The sequence below is a fragment of the Paenibacillus plantarum genome, from assembly GCF_013141695.1.
GTDB classification, from domain to species: Bacteria; Bacillota; Bacilli; order Paenibacillales; family NBRC-103111; genus Paenibacillus_E; species Paenibacillus_E plantarum.
The window spans coordinates 93,304-120,302 of sequence record NZ_WHNY01000082.1 but is presented as its reverse complement, the minus strand read 5'-3'; the positions used below and the strand labels follow the sequence as shown (position 1 = coordinate 120,302).

General features: G+C 42.5%; 25 protein-coding genes. 20 read left to right on the top strand and 5 right to left on the bottom strand.

Annotation, left to right across the window (positions count from 1 at the left end; all coding sequences use genetic code 11):
* The first annotated feature begins 8 nt into the window (after positions 1 to 8).
* From GC096_RS33820 to GC096_RS39620, 7 genes are all read left to right on the top strand, one after another.
* Positions 9 to 1,409 (top strand): sulfatase family protein, encoded by a 1,401-nt coding sequence (locus GC096_RS33820; protein ID WP_171636756.1) that lies wholly within the window; start codon positions 9 to 11, stop codon positions 1,407 to 1,409.
* Positions 1,410 to 1,428: 19 nt separating this feature from the next.
* Positions 1,429 to 2,412: an SGNH/GDSL hydrolase family protein gene (locus GC096_RS33815; RefSeq protein ID WP_171636754.1), complete on the top strand. Its 984-nt coding sequence runs from the start codon at positions 1,429 to 1,431 to the stop codon at positions 2,410 to 2,412.
* A gap of 167 nt (positions 2,413 to 2,579) precedes the next feature.
* Positions 2,580 to 3,323 carry an LbetaH domain-containing protein gene (locus tag GC096_RS33810; protein ID WP_312886402.1) on the top strand — a complete coding sequence of 248 codons (744 nt, stop codon included), beginning with the start codon at positions 2,580 to 2,582 and terminating at the stop codon, positions 3,321 to 3,323.
* Positions 3,324 to 3,827: 504 nt separating this feature from the next.
* Positions 3,828 to 3,989: a hypothetical protein gene (locus GC096_RS33805; RefSeq protein ID WP_171636752.1), complete on the top strand. Its 162-nt coding sequence runs from the start codon at positions 3,828 to 3,830 to the stop codon at positions 3,987 to 3,989.
* Between the two features lie 122 nt (positions 3,990 to 4,111).
* Positions 4,112 to 4,666 (top strand): dihydrofolate reductase family protein, encoded by a 555-nt coding sequence (locus GC096_RS33800; RefSeq protein WP_171636750.1) that lies wholly within the window; start codon positions 4,112 to 4,114, stop codon positions 4,664 to 4,666.
* Between the two features lie 136 nt (positions 4,667 to 4,802).
* Positions 4,803 to 5,159: a VOC family protein gene (locus GC096_RS33795; protein ID WP_171636748.1), complete on the top strand. Its 357-nt coding sequence runs from the start codon at positions 4,803 to 4,805 to the stop codon at positions 5,157 to 5,159.
* Positions 5,160 to 5,369: 210 nt separating this feature from the next.
* Positions 5,370 to 6,083: a DUF1361 domain-containing protein gene (locus GC096_RS39620; protein ID WP_171636746.1), complete on the top strand. Its 714-nt coding sequence runs from the start codon at positions 5,370 to 5,372 to the stop codon at positions 6,081 to 6,083.
* Between the two features lie 197 nt (positions 6,084 to 6,280).
* Here GC096_RS39620 and GC096_RS33785 read toward each other — a convergent pair whose 3' ends face one another.
* Entirely contained in the window at positions 6,281 to 6,439 is a 159-nt protein-coding gene (locus tag GC096_RS33785) for an NPP1 family protein (protein ID WP_171636744.1), read from the bottom strand.
* A gap of 25 nt (positions 6,440 to 6,464) precedes the next feature.
* Positions 6,465 to 7,166 (bottom strand): hypothetical protein, encoded by a 702-nt coding sequence (locus GC096_RS33780; protein WP_312886401.1) that lies wholly within the window; start codon positions 7,164 to 7,166, stop codon positions 6,465 to 6,467.
* Between the two features lie 226 nt (positions 7,167 to 7,392).
* Between GC096_RS33780 and GC096_RS33775 the strand changes: the two genes are divergently transcribed.
* Complete coding sequence (locus GC096_RS33775; protein WP_171636742.1) at positions 7,393 to 8,646, top strand: serpin family protein; 1,254 nt, start codon at positions 7,393 to 7,395, stop codon at positions 8,644 to 8,646.
* 17 nt (positions 8,647 to 8,663) lie between these two features.
* Here GC096_RS33775 and GC096_RS33770 read toward each other — a convergent pair whose 3' ends face one another.
* Positions 8,664 to 9,002 carry a L,D-transpeptidase gene (locus GC096_RS33770; protein WP_171636740.1) on the bottom strand — a complete coding sequence of 113 codons (339 nt, stop codon included), beginning with the start codon at positions 9,000 to 9,002 and terminating at the stop codon, positions 8,664 to 8,666.
* 271 nt (positions 9,003 to 9,273) lie between these two features.
* Here GC096_RS33770 and ppsA point away from each other — a divergent pair, with 271 nt between their 5' ends.
* The 11 genes from ppsA to GC096_RS33715 all read left to right on the top strand — a co-directional run bounded on the left by ppsA (position 9,274) and on the right by GC096_RS33715 (position 25,040).
* Entirely contained in the window at positions 9,274 to 11,868 is a 2,595-nt protein-coding gene (ppsA, locus tag GC096_RS33765; protein WP_171636738.1) for a phosphoenolpyruvate synthase, read from the top strand.
* A 297-nt stretch (positions 11,869 to 12,165) separates the two neighbouring features.
* A complete protein-coding gene (locus GC096_RS33760; protein ID WP_171636736.1) occupies positions 12,166 to 13,782 on the top strand; it encodes a sensor histidine kinase in 1,617 nt (538 codons plus the stop codon).
* Positions 13,783 to 13,796: 14 nt separating this feature from the next.
* The gene (locus GC096_RS33755; RefSeq protein ID WP_171636734.1) at positions 13,797 to 14,888 is read left to right on the top strand and encodes a response regulator transcription factor; all 1,092 of its coding nucleotides are present in this window, start codon (positions 13,797 to 13,799) and stop codon (positions 14,886 to 14,888) included.
* Between the two features lie 120 nt (positions 14,889 to 15,008).
* Positions 15,009 to 16,760, top strand: a complete 1,752-nt coding sequence (locus GC096_RS33750; RefSeq protein WP_246303152.1) for an extracellular solute-binding protein — start codon at positions 15,009 to 15,011, stop codon at positions 16,758 to 16,760.
* 86 nt (positions 16,761 to 16,846) lie between these two features.
* A complete protein-coding gene (locus GC096_RS33745) occupies positions 16,847 to 17,737 on the top strand; it encodes an ABC transporter permease (RefSeq protein ID WP_171636915.1) in 891 nt (296 codons plus the stop codon).
* Between the two features lie 14 nt (positions 17,738 to 17,751).
* Positions 17,752 to 18,639: a carbohydrate ABC transporter permease gene (locus tag GC096_RS33740; RefSeq protein ID WP_171636729.1), complete on the top strand. Its 888-nt coding sequence runs from the start codon at positions 17,752 to 17,754 to the stop codon at positions 18,637 to 18,639.
* Between the two features lie 135 nt (positions 18,640 to 18,774).
* Positions 18,775 to 19,248 (top strand): MarR family transcriptional regulator, encoded by a 474-nt coding sequence (locus tag GC096_RS33735; protein WP_171636727.1) that lies wholly within the window; start codon positions 18,775 to 18,777, stop codon positions 19,246 to 19,248.
* 153 nt (positions 19,249 to 19,401) lie between these two features.
* Entirely contained in the window at positions 19,402 to 20,646 is a 1,245-nt protein-coding gene (locus tag GC096_RS33730; RefSeq protein ID WP_171636725.1) for an MFS transporter, read from the top strand.
* A 130-nt stretch (positions 20,647 to 20,776) separates the two neighbouring features.
* Complete coding sequence (locus GC096_RS33725) at positions 20,777 to 21,676, top strand: phosphotransferase family protein (protein WP_171636723.1); 900 nt, start codon at positions 20,777 to 20,779, stop codon at positions 21,674 to 21,676.
* Between the two features lie 127 nt (positions 21,677 to 21,803).
* Positions 21,804 to 23,993 carry a family 78 glycoside hydrolase catalytic domain gene (locus GC096_RS33720; RefSeq protein ID WP_171636721.1) on the top strand — a complete coding sequence of 730 codons (2,190 nt, stop codon included), beginning with the start codon at positions 21,804 to 21,806 and terminating at the stop codon, positions 23,991 to 23,993.
* A gap of 195 nt (positions 23,994 to 24,188) precedes the next feature.
* Positions 24,189 to 25,040: a DUF4846 domain-containing protein gene (locus tag GC096_RS33715; RefSeq protein ID WP_216626347.1), complete on the top strand. Its 852-nt coding sequence runs from the start codon at positions 24,189 to 24,191 to the stop codon at positions 25,038 to 25,040.
* A 57-nt stretch (positions 25,041 to 25,097) separates the two neighbouring features.
* Here GC096_RS33715 and GC096_RS33710 read toward each other — a convergent pair whose 3' ends face one another.
* Together GC096_RS33710 and GC096_RS33705 are read right to left on the bottom strand one after the other, a co-directional pair.
* Complete coding sequence (locus GC096_RS33710; RefSeq protein WP_171636717.1) at positions 25,098 to 25,328, bottom strand: cold-shock protein; 231 nt, start codon at positions 25,326 to 25,328, stop codon at positions 25,098 to 25,100.
* Positions 25,329 to 25,397: 69 nt separating this feature from the next.
* The gene (locus tag GC096_RS33705; protein ID WP_056625586.1) at positions 25,398 to 25,598 is read right to left on the bottom strand and encodes a cold-shock protein; all 201 of its coding nucleotides are present in this window, start codon (positions 25,596 to 25,598) and stop codon (positions 25,398 to 25,400) included.
* A 321-nt stretch (positions 25,599 to 25,919) separates the two neighbouring features.
* On the opposite strand from GC096_RS33705, the gene desA reads away from it, so the two are divergent.
* The gene (gene desA / locus GC096_RS33700; RefSeq protein WP_171636715.1) at positions 25,920 to 26,990 is read left to right on the top strand and encodes a Delta(5) desaturase DesA; all 1,071 of its coding nucleotides are present in this window, start codon (positions 25,920 to 25,922) and stop codon (positions 26,988 to 26,990) included.
* The last annotated feature ends 9 nt before the right edge of the window (positions 26,991 to 26,999 follow it).

Here is a 26,999-nt window from a genome sequence, read left to right as displayed (position 1 = left end):
TGTTTAACATGAAAGAGAAAAAGATTAAGACGGATTTAGCTGAACGACCTCATGTCGTATTTCTTATAGCGGACGATCATCGTGGTGAAGCTATCGGAGCCTACGGCAATGAAGCCGTGCAGACGCCTGTGCTGGATTCGCTGGTAGCCAGCGGGACAGCATGTCGGAATACACATATATTCGGTGCTCTAACCGGAGCGGTTTGCGCGCCGAGCAGAGCATGCGTTCATACCGGTATTCCGCTCTTCCGGGCGACGATTGGCAAGGATATGACAAACCGTGAACATTCGAGCGTAATTCGCTCGGATGTTCGGCTCATGCCGCAGACAATGCGCGATGCCGGGTATCGTACACATGCGGTCGGCAAATGGCACAACGACAAGGCAAGCCTTGCACGGAGTTTCGAAGGGGGAGATAAGCTGCACTTTCACGGGATGAGCGATCATACCCATGTTCCTGTGTTTGATTATGACCCGACTGGGATGTATCTGAAGGAACAGGAATACATGGAAGATACATTCTCTACTGAGTTGTTTACCAACGCAGCCGTCAACTTTATCGAGGATTATGAGGAAAAGCAGCCATTTTTCCTGTATGTCGCTTATACAGCACCGCATGATCCGCGAACCGCGCCTGAGCCGTATGCAAGTATGTACGATAAGTCTGATATAACGTTGCCTCCGAACTTTATGCGAGAACATCCATTCGATACAGGGGATATGGTCGTACGGGACGAGAAGCTTGCGGGGTGGCCGAGGGACGAGGACGAAATTCGGCAGCATATGGCCGATTATTACGCGATGATTAGCCACATGGACGCGCAAATTGGTAGGGTCATCGAAGCGTTGAAAACGAAGGGCATCTATGACAATACGCTCATCGTGTATACAGCGGACCATGGCTTGGCAGTCGGGCAACACGGACTGATGGGCAAACAGAACCTTTACGAACATAGCGTGCGCATCCCGCTTCTTTTCCGAGGCCCAGGTGTGCCGCAAGGCAACCAAGTGCATGCGCTGGCCAGTAATATCGATATTTTCCCGACAGTTGCCGGACTATGTGAGGTCGATCTACCAGAGGAAACCGAAGGCATAAGTCTGCATCCCATCTTCTCTGGAGAAAGCGTTGGTGTTCGCGGAATCGTAGGCTCCGTTTATCGAGATTTGCAGCGAATGGTAACGGATGGTCGATGGAAGTTGATCCGATATTATCGCTCGCCAATTACCAACACAGGGACGGAACGAATCCAATTGTTCGATCTACAAGACGATCCATGGGAAATGCATGACTTGTCGGCAGAGCCTCAGTATGCCGAGCACATCGAACGGCTTGCCTCTGAATTAGGAGATTGGATGCATGCTTCCAGTGATATTTTGCAAAATAAGCCCGTGATTCCAGTTCTCGTATAAATTGAAAGGTGAAATGAACATGCAAACAATTGAAATCAATAACGCTTGGTTTCGGGGTGCTGTTTCCATTGAAACGAATGAAAACGGACTTCAACCTTGGCGTTTACCTCACGATCAGCTCCGCTTATTTGCTTCTAAATTAGTGGAGAAAGCAGGAGAAGCAGCGGGTGTAAGACTTGCTTTTCTAACCGACTCCACGTCAGTGGAGTTGCACGTCGCATCTACGGATCAAGATAGACAATTTGACATCGTCATTGACGATGAATACATCGGAACCAAGACTCTCCTAGCTGGTGATGACCTCTGTTTATTTTCAAACTTACCAGGCAGTATGAAGCGAGTTGACTTATATTTTCCGCAATATGCTGTCGTCACTGTGAAATCACTCAAGATTGATGTGGGGGCAACGGCTGAGCTCGCACCTAGCAATCAACCAAGGTGGGTTACATACGGCAGCTCCATCACACAATGCACCACTGCTGAAAGTCCAGCTCATACGTGGCCGGCCATCGTTGCACGCCATAGAAGCTGGGATCTGACCTGCTTGGGATTCGCTGGACAATGTCATTTGGAACCCATGGTTGCTCGCGTCATTCGTGACCTTCCAGCTGACGTCATTTCCTTGTGTCTCGGTATTAATGTGATGGGTGGCAACAGTTTAAATATCCGGACTTTTCGTTCTGCGATCTTTGGCATGGTGTCGATCATTAGGGAAAAGCATCTCTATACGCCTATTTATTTATTTTCTCCTATTTATTGTCCTCATAGGGAAACTGACGACAACGTAGTTGGGATGAACTTGGTTACAATGAGGAAGGAGATCCAAGAAGCGGTGAATATCCTAACTTCTTATGGGGACTCAAACCTTACGTATGTAGACGGCTTGGAAATCATGGGAGAAGCTTTTGTCGACCACCTTCCAGACCAGCTGCATCCGAATGCAGAAGGCTATAAAATAATGGCTAATCATGTACTAGGAAAATTAAAAGATAGGCGTATGTAAGTAAGATAGCTGCATATACATGTATTCAAATATCCCTTAATGAACCGGATGCACGTTACCCGGCATTAAGGGATTTTTTTGTAACGTAATTGTACGGAACTGTGACGTTCGCCTATATCCTGAATAGTGTAATGTAAGACACGGATAATTCTCCTAGGAGTGAGCATATGACTAAGGTCAAAAATCTTTGGAAACCTGTATTCATGAATAAGATTAAAATTAAGAAATCTACCGGCGATTTACCTCGCGGACCCGTAAACTTATTTGCTCGCTTCATCAGTCCGAATCCAATTACGACCTTCACCCCCGAACAACGGTTCCCGATCATTAATAACACGGCTTTTATTAGCCAGTATTCCAGTGTTGTTGGCGATGTAACGCTTAGTAAAAATGTCTACATCGCACCAAATGCCACTTTACGTGCAGATGAAGGTACGCCTTTTTATGTCGGCGAGAATACGAATATTCAAGACGGGGTCGTCCTGCACGGACTCGCTCACGAATATATCTTGGTCGATAACAAAAAGTATTCGATCTATATCGCTAACAGCGTCTCCATTGCTCATGGGGCCCTCATTCATGGTCCTAGTTATATTGGGGAAAAGGTATTCGTAGGATTCAAATCTATCATATTTAATGCCTCTATAGGGCATGGGTCAGTGATATCAATGGATTCCGTAGTTACCGGCGGAGTGAAGATTGCGCCTAATCGATTCGTTCCACCTGGAGCGCATGTGGATACGCAAGCTAAAGCTGACTCTCTGCGCAGAGTGCCGAAAGATCAAGTTGAATTCGCTCGTGAAGTACAACGTGTAAATGGGGAGTTCCCTCATTCTTACCATCTACTATTTGGTACAGAGCGGTGTTCCTGTGGCGTCGCCTTTGAGCGGAATTTTTTGTTGAAAAAATGATGCTAAATAGCGAAAGGGCTGCCCGTTGGCAGCTCTTTTCTAATTGGGTAGAGCTACCTAAGTGCTCGGCAGTTAGTCTTTGATCATACGTTGTAAGTGAAGTTTGGATTGGCCTGTTCGCGTGGTAAGAATCTTCAATTAACTGGAAAAGGTACAGCTATTTAAGCGGAATTTCCTCGAAGATTCGATTTAACTGTAAAACATGTAGGTAAAACTGTTTATTTTGTTCAAATTAGGTTGAATGGTTAAAATTAACTTCAGGTTATCCATTTATTTTGTGTTTGATCGAAATATCCTGAAATTTAACTGCATAAAATCCATCTATTCATATGTGGTAAAATAAGTAAGAAGTGTTCACGCTCATAGTAAACGCAGAGTTTCTGGCTCCCTGAATGTTATTTATGATTCCTTATGAATTTGTGCTAAAATATGGATAGGCAACTTCTTGCTCTACATATCTAAGCATACAGCAAATCCCAAAATCTTAATTCTGGAGGTACTACTATGGATGATTATTTTTTAGTTAAAGACGGTCGAATTGTACGCTGGGACGGGATAACACTGGGAGGAACCAAAATCCGAGCCGATGAGCTAGTCGAGTCATTTGGTCGTAAAGCTCTTGAGGAAATTGAACGTTTTGGTTTTTACAGCATAAAGAAAGTTTAACGATTTTTCAGAATAACAATATCTCAATCAAAGCCGCGGATAACGTGGCTTTTTTATTATGACATAAGGTGACATATTCAAGGTTTATACTTGTTGTAGATCGACGAAAGGAGCAACTACTCTTGAAACGGAAAATAATTTTAGATTTGGCAGTAACGTTAGATGGGTTTATCGAAGGGAAAAATGGAGAAGTTGATTGGTGCGTGATGGATCCTGAAATGGGGTTTGTCGATTTCCTAAACCAAATTGATACCATCTTGTATGGCCGGAAAAGCTATGATTTATGGGGACAATATAGCCCAGATTTAGATCATGCGGATGCTGATAAAGAATTGTGGAGCTTAGTTCATAGTAAACATAAATATGTGTTTTCCAAGACACATAAAGGTACTGATCATAAAGCTATCTACATCAATGATAATATTTTAGAAGAAGTAATGAATTTAAAGAATAAGCCTGGCAAAGATATTTGGCTATATGGCGGAGCAAGTCTCATTACAACTTTTATCCAATTAGGACTTGTTGATGAGTTTAGATTGTCTGTTCATCCCGTTATTCTGGGAGAAGGTAAGCCGTTATTCGTTGATATTAAACAGAGGTTGAATTTACAACTAGTGAATACAAGAACGTTCTCATCTGGCGTTGTGAATCTCATCTATCATTGGAATGAAAAATAATTAAAAAAATGTAGACTCTCAGTTATTTCTGAGGGTCTATTTTCTATTTTCTAGAATTTACTTGCTACTTTATAAACATAAACGTATAGTAAGTATAATAATTGTGAACAGCCCTATTTTAAAGGAGGAAAAACCAATGAAAATCAAAGAATCGGGTATCATTTTATTTACTGAGAATTATGAGAAGGCAGTGGATTATTATGTACATCAAATTGGATTAACATTACGATTACAAAAAGATGATTTGTCATTTTTAGAATTTGGGAATAGTTACTTATTAATCGAAGGAAAGGGAGTAGCATCGCAGAGTGAGAAAACAAGAGCGCAAAGTTCCGTATGTTTACGAATTGATGTTTATGATTTTGACCAAACCGTGTTTGAACTTAAACAAAGAGGTGTAGATGTTGATGTAAGAAGAGTTGATTGGGGAACCATTGGCATCATTATTGATCCAGAAGGTAACAGGATAGAGATAAAGGATGGGAATTTTTAAATGAAAATGTTAGTAGCTAAGGGCTGCCGCGGGGTAGCTCTTTTTTTGTAATACTAGAACAGTAGAATATGAATCTAACATAAATCCATGCTTTGAATTAAATCCATAATCTGGTAGTGTTATTGAAATAGATCGTAAAAGGGATATACAAAATTAGAGGCTAGCGAAGTAAATCTTCCTTGCTTTTTTATTTTACTAAGGAGGACAATCTTGGAAAAACTAAATTCCCTAAATTACCCAGGAAAAATCTATCTCATTATCGTCCTGTGTGTTGCTACGTTAATTAGTTTAATCAGTGTTTATAATATCCAATCTCCGTCAGGAAATAGACTCTATTCATTTATCTTTTGGGATACGTTTCTTGCATGGGTACCTGTAGGGTTTGCCGTAATTCTAGATCTGCTATTTTGCTATACCCGTAAGAAAATACGTGCAGTATTAATCCTATTCGTGGGTGCTTCATGGTTTTTCTTCTTCCCCAATGCGCCATACCTTGTGACGGATTTACTTCATGTATTCGCGCGGTACAGCTTTGACCCTACTAAGCGATTTTGGGCAGATGTCGTGTTTTGGCAGCATTTATTTAGTATATTTACGATCGCTATTCTAGGGCTTTTACTGGGATCAGTTTCGCTGTTTTCGGTGCAGAATTTGGTGAGAATAACATTTGGAGTTATTGCTAGCTGGATTTTTGTAATTTTCGTTCTCCTACTAAGTAGTTTTGGAATCTACATTGGCCGATTCGTTCGATGGAATAGTTGGGATGTTATCATGCGACCAGGTTATATCATGCATGAATTAGTTATCATGTTAACGGATAGAAGTAAGCTTTATCATATTTTCTCTTTCTGTAAGTTCATGTTTATGGTTTTAATCATTAGTTACGTACTGTTCTATATGATAACTAGAGTTAGGAAATTTTAGGAGGCTTACTGAAGGAAACTCCTCCACGGATCGAGCCCGTAATCTGAAATCTGACTTGTTTATTCTTGACGGATGCCGCTCATACCAACTTGTACAAATTAGATAAGTGACCAGTCAGATATTTTACGGAGATAAAGGAGGCCAGGGAAGTAAATCTTCCCTGCCCTTGAACTCGTATAACTAAGTTGCTTTTTCAATTATTGATACCAAGCATTGGCTAAATTGTTTGTAAAATTCGAGTCATTTAAAGCGACGTTTGCATCTACGAAGCTTGTCGTGTTTAATGCAGCCCTTGCGGCAGCAGTTAAATCGTCCCAGCCAATTAACGGTTGGTATCCACCAGTAGTCTTCGTCATATAGAAAAGCTTCGTGCGAACCTAGCTATTCATGGATGCCAAAATACTTCTTCATTATGTTCAATTCATGACTAACACGTTGTGGAATTTCCTTCAGAAGCTCGGGCAACGACACGAAAATAGTTTCATTCCAAGTATATTCAGTAAATTCCATCGTTGGTCGGAACCGGAAAGTCTGCAAATAGCGTTCTACTAATTGGTTCGTTTCATTGTTCGTACTCATCTGGTCTCGCAACATGTCTGGGACTAATAAACCTGCGCTGCCTGCTGTCTCATAGGTACACGTATCTAAATTCGGGACAAGTTCAAGCATAGCGAGAAGTGGGGAAAACGCGTGTTTGCCAGGTTGGGAGTACAGTTTTACCTGAGTTGGATTGTTTTCAGATACATTGCTCCGATCCTTCAGTAGCCCTTTAAAAAATTTGCCATGGAAGCTGCACTCACAATTGATCACACTGCCGTCATACCCGACATAAATCCAAACATGTTCCAACTCGTACAAATGTTCGATATCATAATCCCAGTAGATGGCATATTCAATAACCTTCTCAATGCTGGCATCCGACTCGAAACGGATTATGCGACGAAAGGAAGGGGAAGGACCATCCTGATCGAATATCGTTACCCCAACGCGAACTGGAAAAAATGGTTCCAAGCGATCAAAAAACAGCTGTGGCGCATACGTTTTGACAAGTCCTAGATCGAGATTTATTTGCTGATCCTGCACTCTTGCTTCCTCCTCTTTACTTAACGAATCGCTATAAGATTAATTATAAGAAAAGTAAAATTGGATACCTTAAATTATTCTAGAACAATCTATAATTTCATTGGAATAATATGACATGATGCCAGGGAGATCTGCTCGAATCTCCTAATTTATTTCCAAGTTAGTTATGGAACATTATGTAAAGTTCCTTCGTCTATAACATATAGGAATGACAGGGGGGACCAGGATGAAAAATAATTTTAGGAATAGTAAGCTTCTTGCGGCTGGCTTACTGTTGATACTGATTGGGAATGCATGTGGTAATCCTGCTGGAAATCCGATGTCATTGGAACAACGACAAGTGACAGCGGACAAAGTGGATGGGCGAATCGTGAAAGCTAGCAACGAGTTCGGCATGCAGCTCCATCGGCAACTGGTTCAGTCAGAGAAGAACAACCAGGAAAACATAGTTATTTCGCCCACCAGTATTTCTTTGGCGCTTGCCATGTCTTACAACGGAAGTAAGGGGGAAACGCAAGCCTCAATGGCCAAAACGTTGGGCTGGCAAGGCATGTCCCTGGATGAAATAAATGGGGGCAACGAGACGCTTATCAACCTTCTGCAACACTCGGGCAACGGCGTTAAAGTGAACATTGCCAACTCGCTTTGGTCACGAAAGGGAGCAGCGTTTCACAGTGATTTCATGAAAACCCTTCAAAACTTTTATAACACGAAAGTAGCTGAACTCGATTTCAACAGTCCCAAAGCACCTGATACCATTAATGACTGGGTAAATAAGAATACCAACGGGAAAATTCCGCAGATAATTGACTCCATCAATCCCAATGAAGTTATGATCCTGATGAATGCCGTCTATTTCAATGGCGGGTGGAAAAAGGAATTCCAACTTTCTGCAACGAAAGAAGAAAGCTTCAATCTGCAAGACGGTTCCACTAAGCAAGTGCAGATGATGACGCAATCGGGTTCTTACGAATATGTAAAAGAAGATGGATTTCAAGCCATTCGGTTGCCATACGCAGAGGGGCAGATGGATATGCTTGTCATACTTCCGGACGATTCTTCTTCACTTGGTGCTCTTCACGATAAGCTTTGGGCGGATCCCAATCGCTGGCAAGCGTCGTTCAAATCGAGCAGGGGGGAAATCAAGCTTCCACGGTTGAAGATTGCATACAGCGAAAAGTTGAAAGAACCGCTCCAAGCAATGGGCATGACGCTGCCTTTTGACGAAGCTCATGCAGATTTTTCGGGCATGGCACCAATTCCACCCAACCTTTTCATCAGTGCGATAACACACAAAACGTTCATCGAGGTCAATGAAAAAGGGACAGAGGCTGCAGCGGTCACTTCGGTTCAAATGGCAGGCGCTTCCGCACCAATCGATGGACCGTTCCAGATGACGATAAACCGGCCGTTCTTCTTTGCTATTGAAGACCGCCAGACCGGAGCATGGCTTTTTGTAGGGTCCGTGGTCGAACCATAAACGCACGGACGTAGAATTTATGGCCGAATCGTAACGCGAGTATGAATGGGAACGAGCAGAGCGAGCTGAAGCACATCCTCGTTGTACATTCGGATACAACCGTGACTAACTTCCCTTCCGATCGAAGAAGGATCACTGGTTCCGTGGATGCCGTAGTGGGGTTTAGATAGGCCCAACCAAAAGGCTCCAAATGGACCTCCGGGGTTAGGTTGTTTATTAATGATCGTATATTCGCCATTAGGTGTTTTTGTAACCATTTTGCCGATTCCAACCGGGAATGAGCGAGTAACCGTATTCCCATCAAGCAAATACAGATTACGGTCGGATAAATCGACGATAATCCGATAATTTGGCATTCGTTTCGCCTCCTAAGCATTATTCTATGCATGCCTAGTTTTGGAAGTGATAGGAAGCGAACATCAGAGAAGCGTGAGGAAATCAAAAAGAACCTGAGCAAATTGCTCAGATTCTTTCATATTGCATATATATAGACTCGATGATATAATCAGTTTGTGATTTTATTAATTTTTGTGAACATAAGTATTACATCCTACAATCTAAGTTTAACACGCCGGTGAAACTCTTGTCAAATGTTTTTTATCACTCTATGGTTAGGAGAGATCTTGAATGAGTTCTTTGGTTCTCGGGTTTCAGGAAATGGAAAAAACGCAGCTCTCGCTCGTTGGTGGAAAAGGGTTGAATTTAGGGGAACTATCAAGAATTGAAGGTCTACTTGTCCCAGAAGGATTCGCTGTCACAACAGTTGGGTATCAAAGAGCCATCGGTCAAAACGAATCGTATCATGCTTTGTTGGATCGACTAACCACGCTTAAAGTAGATGATCGAGATCAAATAGCTGAAATTAGTAAGCAGATTCGACAGATCATTATGGACGTAGAAATTCCTTCTGATGTTGTCACAGCAGTTACTCACTATCTTTCCCAGTTCGGTGATGAACATGCGTATGCCGTGCGTTCTAGTGCGACCGCAGAAGATTTACCACATGCCTCTTTTGCTGGTCAACAAGACACTTATCTAAATATTATCGGCATCGATGCCATCTTACAGCATATTAGCCAATGTTGGGCCTCTTTATTTACGGATCGCGCGGTCATTTATCGGATGCAAAATGGATTTGACCACAGCCAAGTATATCTTGCTGTTATCGTTCAAAGAATGGTTTTCCCGCAGAGTTCGGGGATTTTGTTTACCGCGGATCCCATAACATCTAACCGAAAGCTGCTATCCATTGATGCCAGTTATGGCCTGGGAGAAGCGTTGGTCTCTGGGTTGGTCTCTGCCGATAGTTATAGCATACAAGATGGGGGAATCGTCAATAAGCGGATAGCAACCAAAAAATTGGCTATTTACGGACGAAAAGAAGGAGGAACAGAAACCAAGCAGCTCTCCCCAGATCAGCAAACGTCGCAAACACTTACGGATCAACAAATTGTACAACTAGCTCAAATCGGAAGACAGATCGAAGCTTATTTTGGCAGCCCACAAGATATTGAGTGGTGTTTGGCTGAAGATACATTTTATATTGTCCAGAGTCGGCCGATCACGACGTTATACCCGATCCCTGAAGCGTATGATCAAGAGAATCACGTCTATCTATCTGTTGGCCATCAACAAATGATGACAGATCCCATAAAACCATTGGGATTGTCTTTCTACCTGTTAATTACTCCTGCACCTATGCGTAAAGCCGGTGGGAGGTTGTTTATTGATGTTGCGCCTAGGCTGGCTACAGCTGTTGGCCGGGAAGCTTTATTAACTACCATCGGAACCGATCCGCTCATAAAAGGCGCGCTCATGACCATCATTGAGCGAGATTATATAAAACTGTTACCAAATGATTCAACAGCACCAATGCCGGGCAGAAGTCATACAGATATGCTGGAACACATTGAAAGCAATCCGAACATCGTTTCTGATTTGATTCAGAGTAATCGTGCATCGGTAGAAGAGTTAAAACAAAACATCCAGACGAAATCAGGATTCCATGTAGTTGATTATATTCTGGAAGATATCCAGCAATTAAAGAATATCTTATTTGACCCGCTAAGTACGACAGTGTTTATGACTGCCATAAATGCTTCATTATGGATCAATGAAAAAATGAACGAGTGGTTAGGTGAAAAAAACGCTGCAGATACGCTTTCACAATCGGTACCCTACAATATTACTTCAGAAATGGGTCTGGCATTAATGGAAGTCGCAGATCGGATTCGCTCTTATCCGGATGTCATTGAATATTTACAGCAGGTAAAAAATGATAACTTCTTGGATGAACTAGTTAAGTTCGAGGGTGGACAGGAAGCTCATGACGCAATCTATGCGTATCTCCATAAGTACGGTATGCGATGCGCTGGAGAAATCGATATTTCTAAAACGCGTTGGAGCGAAAAACCAATTACACTGGTTCCCATGATTCTGGGTAACATCAAAGCCTTTGAGCCTAATGAAGGTCATCGAAAATTTGAGCAAGGGCGCCAGGAAGCTTTGGAAAAAGAACAAGAGTTATTAGCTCGATTACTCCAATTGCCGGATGGTGAACAAAAAGCTGAAGAGACCAAACGAATGATCAGCCGCATTCGGAATTTCATCGGTTATCGTGAATATCCCAAATACGGTTGGGTTAACCGCTATTTCGTGTATAAGCAGGCTTTACTGAAGGAAGCCGAACAGCTTGTACAAGCAGGAGTTATTCTTGAAAAAGAAGATATCTTCTATCTCTTTTTTGAAGAGCTTCATGAAGTCGTACGCACATACAAACTGGATTATCAGATCATCAGCAAGCGAAAGGATGATTACAAATTTTTTGAAAAACTAACGCCCCCACGTGTAATCACTTCTGATGGTGAGATCATTTCGGGTACATACAACCGAGAAAATCTCCCCGCTGACGCGATAGTTGGATTACCCGTTTCTTCAGGCGTAATCGAAGGACGTGCACGTGTCATTTTAAATATGGAAGATGCGAATATAGAAGAAGGGGACATATTAGTCACGTCCTTTACTGATCCAGGCTGGACACCGTTGTTTGTATCCATTAAAGGTCTTGTCACCGAAGTTGGTGGACTGATGACGCATGGCGCCGTTATCGCGCGTGAATATGGCTTGCCAGCTGTTGTAGGTGTAGAAAATGCGACAAAACTGATTAGAGATGGGCAACGGATTCGCGTGAATGGAACTGAAGGGTATATTGAAATTATATAGGCAGTTACAAACGGTGCCCTTTATGGGGGCATCGTTTTTTTATTTGCTCGCCTAATTACTGCATTTATTTTACATCGCTAATAATTAATGTAGTTAAATAAAAAACAAACGAGGTTTGATTAGAAGGAGATATACAATTCGTATCGAATACTCATAACGATGAATCCTAAGGACGTATCTGGTGATTTAACTTACTAAAGGTAGTTCAACTATGGGGTGGTGAACGTGCGCAGCACTTCGCTTAGGAAACGAATTGTCGCAACACTGATTTCGAGCTTCTTGGGATGTTCCATTTTAATGGCAGCGGTTTCGTATAATGCAATTAACACGATGCAGCAAAACAAAATCAAAACAAACATGGCCTTCGATTTGTACCAGCAATCTATGAAGCTCACGCAAGTTTATTACAATCTACTCCAGGTAACACAGCAAATGACTCCTCAAGGCAATGTCGGCAACCTCATGGATACGTATTTCTCCACAGACGATCTCTATAATAGACTTCAACTTTCGCTAAGTGTATCAAATAATATCGGACTGATCTCCTTCTCTAACCCAGCAATGGAACTAGTGATGTATTATAACCCAGATGAGAAGCGCCCTCTTTATTCAAATCTGCCATTGCGTGAAGATTTCAGTATGCAATCTCTGCCTAATGTGTCTGGCAACGAGAGTATCAACTATCAATCGCCACATTTGTCACTTTGCAGGTTCAGCGACGATCAGGTCGTTTCGGTGACGAGAGAAATCACTTTTTCCGATGGAACGAAGCAAGTGATTTATGTCGAAGCCAAGTCTGATCTGGCGACTGACATTAGTAAACTTTCATCCAGTCTAAATTTACCGTATGTACTGGTGTTAAGTGATCAAGAAGAGAGGGTGAAGTACAGCAGCAACCCAAGTGTTTTTTCACCCGGCCAGAACTTAATTCTGGGAGGAAGTTCTGGTGTGACAGAAGGATACATATGGGATCAGTTAGTTAGTGATTACGGTTATCATATCTCACTTATGCTGCCTGTAGAGAGCTATAACCACGAATTTTACACCTGGAAAAATCATATGTTGTTAATATTAGGCATCGCTCTTATCATTCTTTTATCAATCGCTTTGCTGCTTCTGCGACTGATTAACAGACCCCTGCGCGTATTCGAATCGGAAATGGTGGCACTCGGAAGAGGTCATATGGGCGCAATGCAATATCGTACAGGCATTTCCGAATTTGATAAACTATTTGATCAGTTTAATAAAATGAAGCAACAAATTCAGCAATTGATTATCGATGTGGAACACAAGGAGAAACGACGGCATCAATTGGAAATAGAAAAGCTCGCTTATCAGATTAACCCGCATTTTTTAATGAATACGCTTAATTCCGTACGTTGGCTGGCCATTATGCATCGGCAGCCTGAAATCGACAAGTTTGTATCCACGTTAATTTTTTTGCTTAGCTACAATTTAGGGAAGACCCAGGAAACGGCAACGCTCCGCACAGAAATCAAGGTCATGCGCGCCTATCTTGAACTGCAGCAGAAGCGCTATGATTTCCAAGTGAATTTGGATATTCCTGAGGGAGACTATCTCGACTGTCCAGTCGCCAGGTTTATACTTCAACCAGTTGTAGAGAATGCCGTCTGTCATGGCCTTGATGAACACGGCAAGCTGGAGGTGCGCATTCAGCCAGACGAAATCGCTGGTTTCATCCAAATCATGATTCGCGATGATGGCAAAGGACTTAGCGAGGAGACGCTTGCGCTCCTACAGCGTGAATCACCTGATCAACAGCAGGGAGGCAGGGGAATCGGTCTACGATATGTGCGGTCGATGTTGGAATCGTTCTATGGTGATAGCGCCCGTCTGCGAATTGACAGCACTCCGAATCAGGGTACAACTGTTATCATGTATCTCCCCTATTGAAAGGAGAAACAGATATGATCCGTGTTTTAATTGTCGATGATGATAAACTCGCGCGAAAAGGACTAATTTCCATCATGCCATGGTCTGAACATGGTATGCAGGTAGCTGGAGAAGCTGCGAATGGTGCAAAAGCCTTGGAATTCCTGGAGCATCATGACGTGGATCTCATGTTTGTCGACATCTCTATGCCTGTGATGTCAGGAATAGAGCTGATACAAGCTGCACGAATCAAACACCCGAGTTTGCGTTCTGTGATGCTTACTTTTCATGAAGATTTTGAGACTGTGCAAGCAGCTTACAGGTTGGGCGTTCTCGATTATATATCGAAAGTTCGCTTAGAATTAGAAGATGACGAGCAAATTCTGGGCCGAATTCGGCATAAACTGGCTGACGAATTTCCCCAGCACACAGGTAAAACCGGATCCACGACAACGGTGTCTGTTCAAACGAATCGTGTTGAAAATGAGAACAGTTTCCGAGAAGATGAGCAATGGCGCAAGCTCGAACAAGATTGGCACTCTCTTTACTGGTTGTATAATGAGGCAGTTTTCCAATCTTTATGTACGCAAACGATAGAGTCGAATCGTTCAGTACGCCGTTTAGAGGGGTTATTCATGCGAGTGATCTCACAAGTCGAGATCGCCGCTCAGCTAGAAACGGGGTTCTGGTCTGAAATCGATGACATCCGGACAGCGGTTGAGTGGATTCGCCGCTACCGAATTTTAATCTATTCGCAAGTAACCAAGTCAACTGATTTAACGAAAACGATGATTTGCATGCTCAAGGCGGTTGTTTTCATTCACCAGCATACGTCCGAAACCCTGCATGCTGAAGATGTGGCCGAACATGTGAATATGAGTCGGAGCTATTTTTGCCAATGCTTTAAAAAGACAACAGGCTCAACGTTCAACGACTATCTCCGGCAAGAGCGGATCCGTGCAGCTGAGCGGCTCTTATGCGAAACAAATCGGCCCGTGACATGGATTGCCAATGCTGTCGGTTATGGCGACTCTAAGTATTTTTCACAGATTTTTTACGAGCAGACGCGGTTGCTTCCATCGGAATTTCGGGCACAGTTCAATGCCATAGGGAGAATTGATCACTGAATGTCGAACAAATACCCCCCTGAATCCATGAGTTCATCCTAAACACGATACATCCTTCAGACTTTTTATCTAAACCTTGTATGTATAATAATGGTGAAAGGATATAAGGGAGGGATTAAGTTGAAAAGAAAACTTGTAAGCGTACTCCTGACAACATTTCTGGTTTCAAGCTTGGCAGCTTGTACGTCTCCAAATGAAACAAAGGAGACGACCACCCCATCAACATCAGATGTGAAAGCTTCCGCAACACCAGAAGTGAAAGCGCCTTCAACGACAAGTTCAACACCAACAACTGGGGAAGATGTAGCATTTGCCAGATTTCCGTCTCCCGTCGACGTTCATATCGGCATGGTTGTAGACCCAACAGACAAAACGTTGCCGCAAGGTGACAGTGTTGGTAATAACCAATATACCCGCTATCTGAAGGAGAAGTACAATATCAACATTATTGTTGACTGGACAGCAGCAACAGGCAATGACTATAAGCAGAAAGTTAGCCTATCCATTGCATCGGCTAAACTTCCGGATGGCATGGTCGTTGATGACCGTTCCTTTATGACAAAAGCCGCCAGTTCGGGATTACTGTACGATATCACCGATTCGTTCAACCAGTATGCTTCATCGCAAGTAAAGGAAATTATGGCCAGTACACAAGGACGTGCGTTGGAAAACGCAAGCTTCAAAGGCAAAATGACTTCACTCCCTAATATCACCGTGGATACCGATGGAGTTCACATCATGTGGATTCGCAAGGACTGGCTCGATAAACTGAATATGCCGGTGCCTAAGACAGTTGCAGACGTTGAGAAAACAGCTAAAGCGTTCATTGATAGCAAGCTTGGCGGGGATAAAACAATTGGCATTGCAGGTCCGTCAAAGAATACGTTTCCCTACGCTACTTTCCTCGTTTCGTCCAACAACATGGGTGGATTCGATCCGTTATTTGGCGCTTTAGATGCATATCCGGGCTATTGGCTGGATAATGGCAATGGCTCGGTCACCTATGGAACAACTACGGACAATACGAAGAAGACACTTGCTTTACTGGCTGATTGGTATAAGAAGGGGCTCATTGACCCTGAAGTTGGGACACGTGATAACGTAGGGGATCCAATCAATGCGAACAAAGCGGGGATATTTTTTGGTCCGTGGTGGAATGGGGGATATGGAAACGGCGATTCCTTTAAAAACGACCCGAATGCCAATTGGCAAGCCTATCCTGTATATACCGATGATGGCAAATGGAACACCCATATGAAGACAACGGGCAGTACGTATACGCTCATTAGTAAAAACGCGAAACCAGACGTCGTCAAAGCTATTCTCATTATGAATAACGCGCTTGTTCGCGATGAGGCTACGTTCAATTTATCCGTCAATGTGGCCTGGTACCCGCTTCGCAACGTAATGGCGGCAGCTAATGAAACCGAGTATGAGTACACCGAGCTTCTCAAAGTACTGAACGGGCAGAAGAAACCGGAAGATTACAATGTACCTAATAGCTTGTATAAGCTGATGTATGCCGATGCGAAGAAAGTACAAAACGTCATTAAACCGCCTTACGATAACCTAAATGTCAGCAACTTCGATAAGACAAACTTCGGTGATTTCCAGCGTCTATATTCACTTATGATTGGCGACCGATCTTTCTCAACAATCCCGATCAATAAAAAAGTGTTCAGTGTGACCTATAACCAAACACCGACAATGGAGACTAAATGGGCTAACTTGAAAAAGATGGAGGATGAGACTGTACTAAAAATCATCCTAGGCCAAGCATCCATCGATACTTTTGATAAGTTTGTTAAAGATTGGAAGGCTCAGGGCGGGGATCAGATCACAGGGGAAGTAGCTGAACTTCTAAAAAAATAACGTGTACAAACTTGCAAAAGGCGTTGGTGGACTCAACGCCTTTTGCAAATTTTCAAAATGCCAACTGAGATGGGGGGACAACCATGATGAGGAAAATGGGCTTTCAGAAGCATTATTATTTGATGCTGCTTCCAGGCATGATTTGGCTAATTCTATTTAGTATTGTGCCGATGTTCGGCATCGTGATGGCATTCCAAAATTATAATCCCGGAATGGGCATATTCGGTTCCGAATGGGTTGGGATGGAAAATTTTAAATACATGTTTCAACTGAATGACAGCAAATCGGTCATCACCAACACGATTATTATCGCTGTGGGCAAAATTGTATTCAATTTGGTAATCCCCTTGATTTTTGCGATTTTGTTGAATGAGCTGACCAATTTGCGCTACAAAAAGTTCGTTCAGACGGTTGTTTATTTACCGCATTTTTTATCTTGGGTCATTATGGCTACGATTGTTATCGGCATTTTTGGCTATTACGGCGTTGTCAACACAGTCATTGAAATGTTTGGAGGGGATCCCAAGCTTTTTATGGCAGATGCAAGTATATTTCGTCAGTTGGTTATCGGTACCGATGTGTGGAAAGAGTTCGGTTACAATGCCATTATTTATCTTGCAGCACTAACAGGCGTCAATATGAATCTGTATGAAGCCGCAGCAATCGATGGAGCCAATCGATGGCAAATGATTAGGAATATTACACTTCCTGCGCTAACGACAACGGTCGTGTTGCTGGGAGTTCTAAGCCTTGGTAATGTGCTGAATGCTGGTTTCGATCAGGTATATAATCTCTATAATCCGCTTGTATATTCAACGGGCGATATTTTAGACACTTGGGTTTATCGACTGGGCTTGCAGAATCTACAATTCTCACTAGCGACAACGGCAGGGTTGTTCAAGTCTGTCATCAGCTTCGTGCTGATTGTCATATCCTACCGTCTGGCGTACAGATATGCAGATTATACGGTGTTTTAGAAGGGGGCGTTGCAATGGTAAGAAATACGACTTTAGGATCACGTACTTTCGAAATTGTCAATGTGATTCTCCTTGGCTTGTTGCTGATTAGCTGCATATATCCACTATGGTATACATTCTGTGTGTCCATCTCTGATAAATCAGCTGCAAACGCAGGATTGGTTACTCTCTATCCCATTGGTTTCTCATTAGCCTCATACAAAGAGATTATTAATGATAGTCTGTTCTTGAACTCATTCTGGATTTCGATCCAACGAACCGTACTAGGTACCGCATTCTCTATGATTGTAAGTGTTTTAATGGCCTATCCACTGGCGAGACCTAAGAAAGATTTTACAGCGCGCAATACGTTCATGTGGATACTAGTTTTTTGTATGGTCTTCAATGGCGGTCTGATTCCATGGTATCTCACGATCCAACACTATGGTTTGATTAATTCGATTTGGGCGCTGGTGCTTGGCGGTGGTGTCCCGATCTTTAATGTTATTTTGATCATGAATTTTTTTCGGAATCTCCCGAAAGACCTTAGTGAAGCAGCCATTGTAGATGGTGCCGGCCCTTGGGCAACTTTGTTTCGGATCTATATTCCTTGTTCCATCCCTGTATTAGCGGCAGTAGCGCTGTTTATCAGTGTTTATCACTGGAATGAGTTCTTTAACGGTCTGGTGCTGATGAACACTTCCGATAAATATCCGCTCCAAACCTATATCCAGCAATTGGTTGTTAACATCCCAGTCGGCACAAACCTCACGCCTGAACAGTATAAAAAGCTGTCTGAGTTGTCCAATAGGACACTCAATGCCGCCAAAGTCTTTATAGCCATGGTGCCGATGCTAATCGTGTATCCATTTTTGCAGAAATATTTTGTATCTGGCATCATGCTGGGAGCTGTAAAGGAATAGGATAAAGAGGGTTGAAGGGCTTACTTCGCGGTAAGCTCTTATTTGTGTTTATTCATGAATTAATTTAATATTGTTTAAATAGAAACAAAAATTATTATAATAGGGTTCATGTAAGAGCGGGTGGGAGGACAAGCCATGAACAAAGAAGATCAGGTCATCATGGGTTTCAGAGACTTGTATAACAAGATGGTTTGGCTGAATAAGGATAAGATGGAAGACAGTCTCAAGGGGTATACATCAACTGAAGTACATTGCATTGAATACATTGAAAATAATAGTGATTCCAACGTGACAAAACTTGCGGAAACCTTTTATATGACGCGTGGTGCTATTAGCAAATTAACTCAGAAACTCATAAAAAAAGGCCTTATTGTAAGCTACCAGAAGTCGGATAATAAGAAAGAAATCTATTTTAAGCTTACTCAGCAAGGAAAAGACATATATAACATTCATGAGGACCTGCATAAAGAGTTTCAAGAACGAGATAAAGTCGTATTTGAGCAAGTAACCGAGGAACAATTTGACAGTGTGCTTAGCTTTTTGAAAAAGTACAATAGACATTTGGATATAGAGATAAAGAAAATGGGTATAGAAAGTGTCTCGGAATAAATGCAAGTAATGACAATATAACCACATGCAGTCGGGCTCTCTGGAGAACGGCTGCTTTTTTATTGTTGTATCTTTGTTGACAAGGAAACAAAATTTCAGTACGATAAGTTTGTTTCCACGGAATCATAATTATAACAATCGAGGAGGAATTTCATGTCCATTTTTAGATCACACCATACACAAAACACAACTCAAACCGTAAATAAACACGCCTTACTATTCGGTCTTATCTCTGTGTTTCTTTGCGGAATAGGTTTCAGTATCATAGCACCTGTCGTCCCGTTCTTAGTGCAGCCATATACAAGCAGTCCAGGAGAACAAGCTATTATTGTAACGCTGTTGACCTCTGTTTATGCTCTTTGCGTGTTTTTCGCGGCGCCTATATTAGGCGTATTGAGCGACAAATATGGCCGTCGCCCATTGCTCTTACTATGTCTTACGGGTTCCGCAATTGGTTACTTCGTTTTTGGCATGGGAGGAGCTCTATGGGTACTATTTGTTGGGCGCATCATAGAGGGTATAACAGGAGGAAGCATTAGCACGATCTTCGCCTATTTTGCAGACATCATTCCTCCCGAACAGAGAACCAAATACTTTGGGTGGGTGAGTGCGGTTGTAGGTATAGGCACCGTCATTGGCCCAACTGTAGGCGGACTGCTAGCCAAATTCGGTTATTCTGCACCCATGTTTGTTGGAGCAATCATAACTGTATTGAATGTAGTTTATGGATTCTTTTTTATGCCGGAGAGCCTTAATAAGAACAACAGACTGAAAGAGATTTCACTTGTCAAACTGAATCCATTTACACAACTTGCCCATATACTTGCCATGAAAAACTTACAAAGGCTATTTATCTCAGCGTTTTTACTTTGGATACCTAACGGATCATTACAAGCCGTATTTTCACAATTTACATTGGATACTTTCAGTTGGAAGCCAGTATTAATCGGTCTTATGTTTTCAATTATGGGCGTTCAAGACATCATTTCTCAAGGTTTCATCATGCCCAAGCTTTTGATGAAAAGCAGTGATAAACAGATAGCCATTCTTGGCATGGTTTCGGAGATTATTGGCTACTGTCTAATTGCGCTATCAGCATTATTCTCATTTTATCCTCTTTTTATCATTGGCATGTTTATATTTGGTTTTGGTGATTCGATCTTTGGACCTTCATTCAATGGGATGCTCTCCAAGTCTGTCGATGCGAGTGAACAAGGAAGGATTCAAGGCGGTAGCCAATCTATTCAAGCTTTAGCAAGAATGATTGGGCCAATCGTTGGAGGTCAAATCTATGTATCACTTGGTCATGCTGCACCCGCTATTATGGGAATGATCCTTATTGCAGCGGCAGTAGCAGTTTTATATAGGAGAACGCAACTCAGTCAAACGTCCATTTAGTTTTAGACCTCGAGATCCCAACAACTAGCATTCATGTAAAAGAACTCTAAAATCACAATCCTATAACAGGCAGGATTACACAGCAAAATGTTGAATTCTCTGGAAGAAGTTAAATCACCAGAGGTGAGAAATGAAACAATGTGAAGATATGGTATCAGGACATGGAAGGATTGATATGTTTAACGGTATTGAATGGAAGGAAAGAAACCCAATTCTGAACGACTTGTTTCATTCAGGCGCTGAACTCACGTTTAGTCCGCTTTCGCCAGGGCTTGAAGCAGAAGTGATGAAGATCACACTTGGAGAGAATCATTTTGTACTGAAAGTTTGGAATAAACGTTCGAAACCTGATGTCGCGCGTCAATATCGCCTATTGGAAGCCCTACTCTATCAGAAAATCCGCGTATCCGCACCGATCGGTTATGGACAAACCGAAGCTGGGGATGCGGTGTTGCTGACCCGATATCACGGAACGACGGTTACGAAGGTGAGTCCGAGCATTTTCAAGAAGATAACGACTGTTCTAGCCGATATTCACCGCTTGTCTCCAGATGATTTGGCGGGGATGGAACTAGCTAAGTATGATTTTATTACTTATTTCTTCCCTGGGATCGAGGCATTTCCAGCAATGAAGGTGAATCTGATCGATCTCGTTGACGCCGCGGATCTGAAAATGGACCGGCTCATACACGGGGATTTCAATCTTGGCAATATTCTAGAAGAGGATGGACACTACACGGTGATCGACTGGACGAACGGGCAATTAGGAGATCCTAGGTATGATCTGTCATGGGCTTGTCTGCTTCTGCGTATCTATGTTAGCGAGAGCAAATACCTGACCTTTTTATACAAATATCAAGAAGAAAATCCTGTAGTTACGGGGGAATTGGAGATCTTTGAAGCGATGGCTTGCCTGAGATGGTTGCTGCTCGATCGAATCGCTGGTGTGCCCAAATACCCGAATACAATGAAGAGAGTAAGAAAAATCGTCAGGGACAATCCATTTATAAATGAGAATGTGCTGCTGTAAAGTGGAAAAACGCCTGAGAAATCGGGCTTTTTTTGGTTAAGAAAAGGAATCTTCCTATGTTCTCACGAATAGTGGAATTGTGATTTTAATCTGATGATACTACGCACATGCAGAGGAGAGGGACAGGTTGACACAAGAGTGGCAGGCCAATTGGCTGACAGATCGTGCTTTTATGAATTTGGAAAAATCCTATCTTTACCATAAAGAGCATGAAGAGGTTACAGTTGAACCGTATATCCCGGATTTACAACATCACCATTGGTATGTAAGAAATGTATTTAAGTTGGATGACAAGGCGATAGCTGAGGACAAGATCTGGCTTCATTTAACTGCAGATGATTATTACAAACTGTATATGAATGGTGAGTTCGTTGGACAAGGGCCAGCACAGAGTGATGCGAATCATTATTATTACAATCGTATAGATGTAAGTTCCTTTTTAAAAGTTGGGAATAATGTAATAGCCGTTCATGTCTACTATCAGGGGCTGTTAAATCGCGCTTATAATAGTGCCGATAACCGACAAGGTCTCATTGCAGAATTGTGGGCTGGCGAGCAGTTACTAATCAAGACAGATCGTACATGGAAAGCCAAGAGAGTTAATGATAATCAGCCCGGAGTGACGTTCGGCTACGATACGCAATTTACAGAGCATTTGGATGCAAGGCAATCGGAACGGGGGTGGACAGAAGTTAGCTACGACGATTCAGATTGGGCACATGCATTACCTGCGGAGCATACGGATTATACATTTGTTCAGCAGCCAACCCCGCAGCTCTCCGTCTACAAGAAACAGCCTTCACATGTCGAAAAGCTTACATCAGGTCATTATTTGATCGATTTCGGAAGCGAGCTGACTGGTCAATTCGCCATGAATGCTCATGGAAATGCAGGAGATCAGGTACAAATTTACTCGGGAGAGGAACTGATGCCCGGAGATCAAGCCGTTCGCTACGAAATGCGCTGCAATTGCCTTTATCATGACCAGTGGACATTATCTGGTGACATAGATGACTTCGAAACCTATGATTACAAAGCATTCCGTTATGTGGAAGTGCAAGGACCTGAGGAGGCGCTTAACCCGGAATCCTTCCACGCGGTAGTCAGGCATTATCCGTTAGATGAGCAAAGCTGCGTGCTTCACAGCTCGGATGAATTGATGAATCAGATTTTTGACATTTGCAAAAATGGTGTCCGATACGGATCGCAAGAAAATTTCGTGGACTGTCCGAGTCGAGAGAAGGGGCAGTATTTGGGGGACAATACGATTATTGGTCACTCACACATGCTGCTCAGTGGGGATTTACGGCTGACACGCAAAGCTATTGAACAATTTGGGCGTAGTTCGTTCGTCTGTGAAGGGATAATGGCTGTTGTACCGGGTCATTTTATGCAGGAAATTGCTGATTTCTCTTTGCAGTGGCCGATGCAAGTCATGACGTATTATCGTTACAGTGGGGATACGGCTTTTCTTCAGGAGATGTACCCGTATGCGGAAGGTTTGCTTAAACATTTTGAGAAATTTGAGCGTGAAGATGGGTTGCTTGAAAATTTCACGGACAAATGGAATCTGGTCGATTGGCCACAAAATTTACGTGACAACTATGATTTTGATCTGAGCAGGCCAGTCGGTCCTGGCTGCCATAACGTAATCAATGCGCTGTATATCGGCTGCATAAGTGCTGTAAATGAGATTCGCGAATTACTCGAGGTTGCATATGAGAATCGGCTGCCGTCATTAAAAAAGAGCTTCTTAGAAGCTTTCTATGACGAGAAGAATCGTTTGTTTAGAGATTCGGAACAGAGTACGCATCATGCTCTGCATGCCAATGTACTTCCTTTGCTATTCCATATCGCACCGGAGCAATCGATCAGCGCAATTGTCGATATGATCCGCACCAAGCGTTTCGCATGCGGGGTTTATTTCTCCTACTTTGTCATGAAGGCACTTGCGGTGGTCGGTGAACATGCGTTGATTTATGACTTGCTCTCAGCCGATGATGAACACTCATGGGGGAATATGATCAAAGAAGGAGCAACCACCTGCTTCGAAGCATGGGGGAAAGACCAGAAATGGAATACGAGCTTATGCCATCCATGGGCAAGTGGGCCAGTTCCATTGCTGATCGAGGATATTATAGGTCTAAAGCCAGCGAAGCCGGGGTGGCAAGAGATCGCGTTTTGTCCGAAGCTTCCTGCAAGCTGGACGTCATTTTCCTTACAGCTGAATATTCCAACCGGGACGATTCAACTCCGTTATGAGAATGGGGAATGGAGCGAGAGCTTCCCAGCTGGTATCCCAGTCATACGGCAATAAATCTTTGGTTAGAGAAAGAAATATCATAAGACTATCTAGCTGGCTGACATTTAATTGTCAGTCGGCTTTTTTTGTTTAAAATTGCAGTTAGTTTCAATAATAACCAGTTTAATCATTTATATGATATTATTGGGAGATATGGAATACACCAAACAAAGTTTAGAAGAGCCGAGTAGAGAAGGGGGAATTACAGTTGTGAAAAAATGGATAGCAATGACTGCCCTTTCTGCGATGTTGCTTAGTTCTTGCTCAGCCGCGGATGCTGTTTCGGGAACCAAATCCCACAAACAACAGTTGATTCATGCTGAAGGAGCCAACGTGATAGACCGGATAGCCGTTCCTAAAGGTTATGAGAGAGTTCCCGTAGAGGATGGGTCATATGAGCTTTATTTGCGGAATCTACCCCTGAAGCCCCATGGCTCCAAGGTACATTTGTTTAATGGGGATCTTAAGGCTAAAGAGGTTTATGAAGCTGTACTTGATGTGGATGTAGGAGAGCGGGACTTGCAGCAATGTGCCGATGCGGTTATGAGGCTGCGAGCGGAATACCTGTATGGCAGTGGCAATTATGATAAAATTCATTTCAATTTTACCAATGGTTTTAGAACTGACTATGCAACATGGAGAAAAGGGAATCGAATTGAAGTTTCTGGTAACAAGGTCTCATGGGCCAAACGAGGGGCAGCCTCCAACAGCTATGAGGTGTTTCGAAGTTATCTGAACATGGTATTTGCATACGCAGGAACATTGTCCTTGTCGAAGGAAATGAAACAGGTTCCGCTATCAGAGATGCAGGCTGGAGATGTGTTTCTGGAAGGGGGCACACCTGGACATGCAATTGTCGTATTGGATATGGCCGAGAACCCCAAAACCGGTGAGAAGCTCTTTCTATTAGCTCAGGGCTACACGCCAGCGCAAGACATACACATTCTGGAGAATGGAGCGAATGGAGAGGGGAATCCTTGGTATTCTACTTCGTTTGAGGGAAAGTTGAGCACCCCGGAATGGACATTCACAAGGGAACAACTCTATAGGTTCACAGATTAAGGCGAGGGAGAAGGCCCAATTGGATCTTCTCTTTTTTTGCCATGCCGATCCAATGGATCAGGAGATCAATCTGCCTTTATGAAGAGACTTCATATTTTTATTGGAGTTAGCAATAATTGGGAGCATTTTCAAGCTACTAATCATGGGAGATAGACATTGATGACAAGTTGGGACGTATTCAAATGAAAAATTGTCCCTAATCCACCCTTTACAACCTTCGGTATTACATGCCCAAACTTTCGTGTTTTCCTGAATGAGATCCTCTTCTGATTTTTTTCGAAAATACATCTTTTTCTCCTCCTTATATGAAAAAAAACTGCCCTTAACACTTGTTAAGGACAGTTCACTGTGGATTGATTACAGTTTTACAACATTTTCAGCTTGAGGACCGCGGTTGCCTTGAGCTACGTTAAATTCTACGCGTTGTCCTTCGTCTAACGACTTGAACCCATCTCCTTGAATTGCGGAGAAATGAACGAATACGTCATTTCCGCCTTCCATTTCAATAAATCCAAAGCCTTTCTCTGCGTTAAACCATTTCACTGTTCCTGTTTCCATAATATAATTACCTCCAAATTGTTATTAACATGCTTTTTTCAAACAAAAAAAATCACACATTAAAAAAGATACCATTACACAAATGATCACTTTTTCAATATGTGAGTTTATGTCAAAGCCGTTTATTGACCAATCATAGCACACAAAAATGTGATAAGCAAATTAATCATGGTTCTCTCTTTCCTATATGACATATGTCATACCGTCTACATGATGTTTATGACTGCAACGAACTGAAAGCGATATCTATAATGAAGATAGGATACTACTACTGATATTCGCCAACAAGTCCTGCGCACCAGATAGAGGAGGAACGATACAATGACACAATCCACACTTACTAACTTAAAAAAACAGGTTGCCCCTTATGAAAACTCAAATACGAAGGCTAGTATCAAGCAGCTCATTAATACCTTAGGACCTTTAATCGTACTATGGGTAGCTGCGTATCTAAGCCTATCTATATACTATTGGATCACATTACCGATTACGTTCATCGCATCCGGATTTGTGATACGAACTTTTATCATTTTCCATGATTGTTGTCATCAATCGTTCTTCAAGAGCCGTAGAGCTAACGAAATTGTCGGTACGATTACAGGTATCCTTACACTCTTTCCCTATCAGCAGTGGAAGAATAGTCATTCTATTCATCATGCAACGAGCAGCAACCTCGAGAAACGCGGAGTAGGTGATATGTGGGTGCTTACCGTCGACGAATATGCGGCATCTTCCGTATGGGTCCGAATTGCCTATCGGTTATATCGGAACCCATTCATTATGTTCGGACTTGGTCCCATCTTATTGTTCCTAGTTACGAACCGTTTTAACACGAAAGGTGCTAGACGTAAGGAAAGAATCAGTACGTATATGACGAATGTTTCCATTCTTGCTTTATATGGCATGCTTATCTGGATAATTGGATGGCAGTCGTTTGTTCTGATTCAAGCTCCAATCATGTTCGTAGCGGGCTTAATGGGAATTTGGCTGTTTTATGTGCAACATCAGTTTGAAGACTCCTACTTCGAGAAAGAAGATGAGTGGAGCTATGTGAAAGCCGCGGTTGAAGGAAGTTCCTATTATAAGCTGCCGAAGCTTCTGCAATGGATTACTGGAAATATTGGGTTTCATCATGTCCATCATTTGAGTCCGAAAGTGCCCAATTATAATTTGGAAAAAGCGCATAATGCAACGCCTCCACTTCAGAAAGCAACGACCATTACAATCGGCACCAGTTTGAAGTCGCTAAGCTTTAAACTATGGGATGAGCGTAACAAAACGTTTGTCGGTTATAAAAATAAAAAACAGGTAAACCTTAAGGAAAATGAGCATGATCCTTTGACTAACAAAATAAACGTAAAAGTGCGTAAATCAACCTTTCAAGGGCAATAAATACATCGT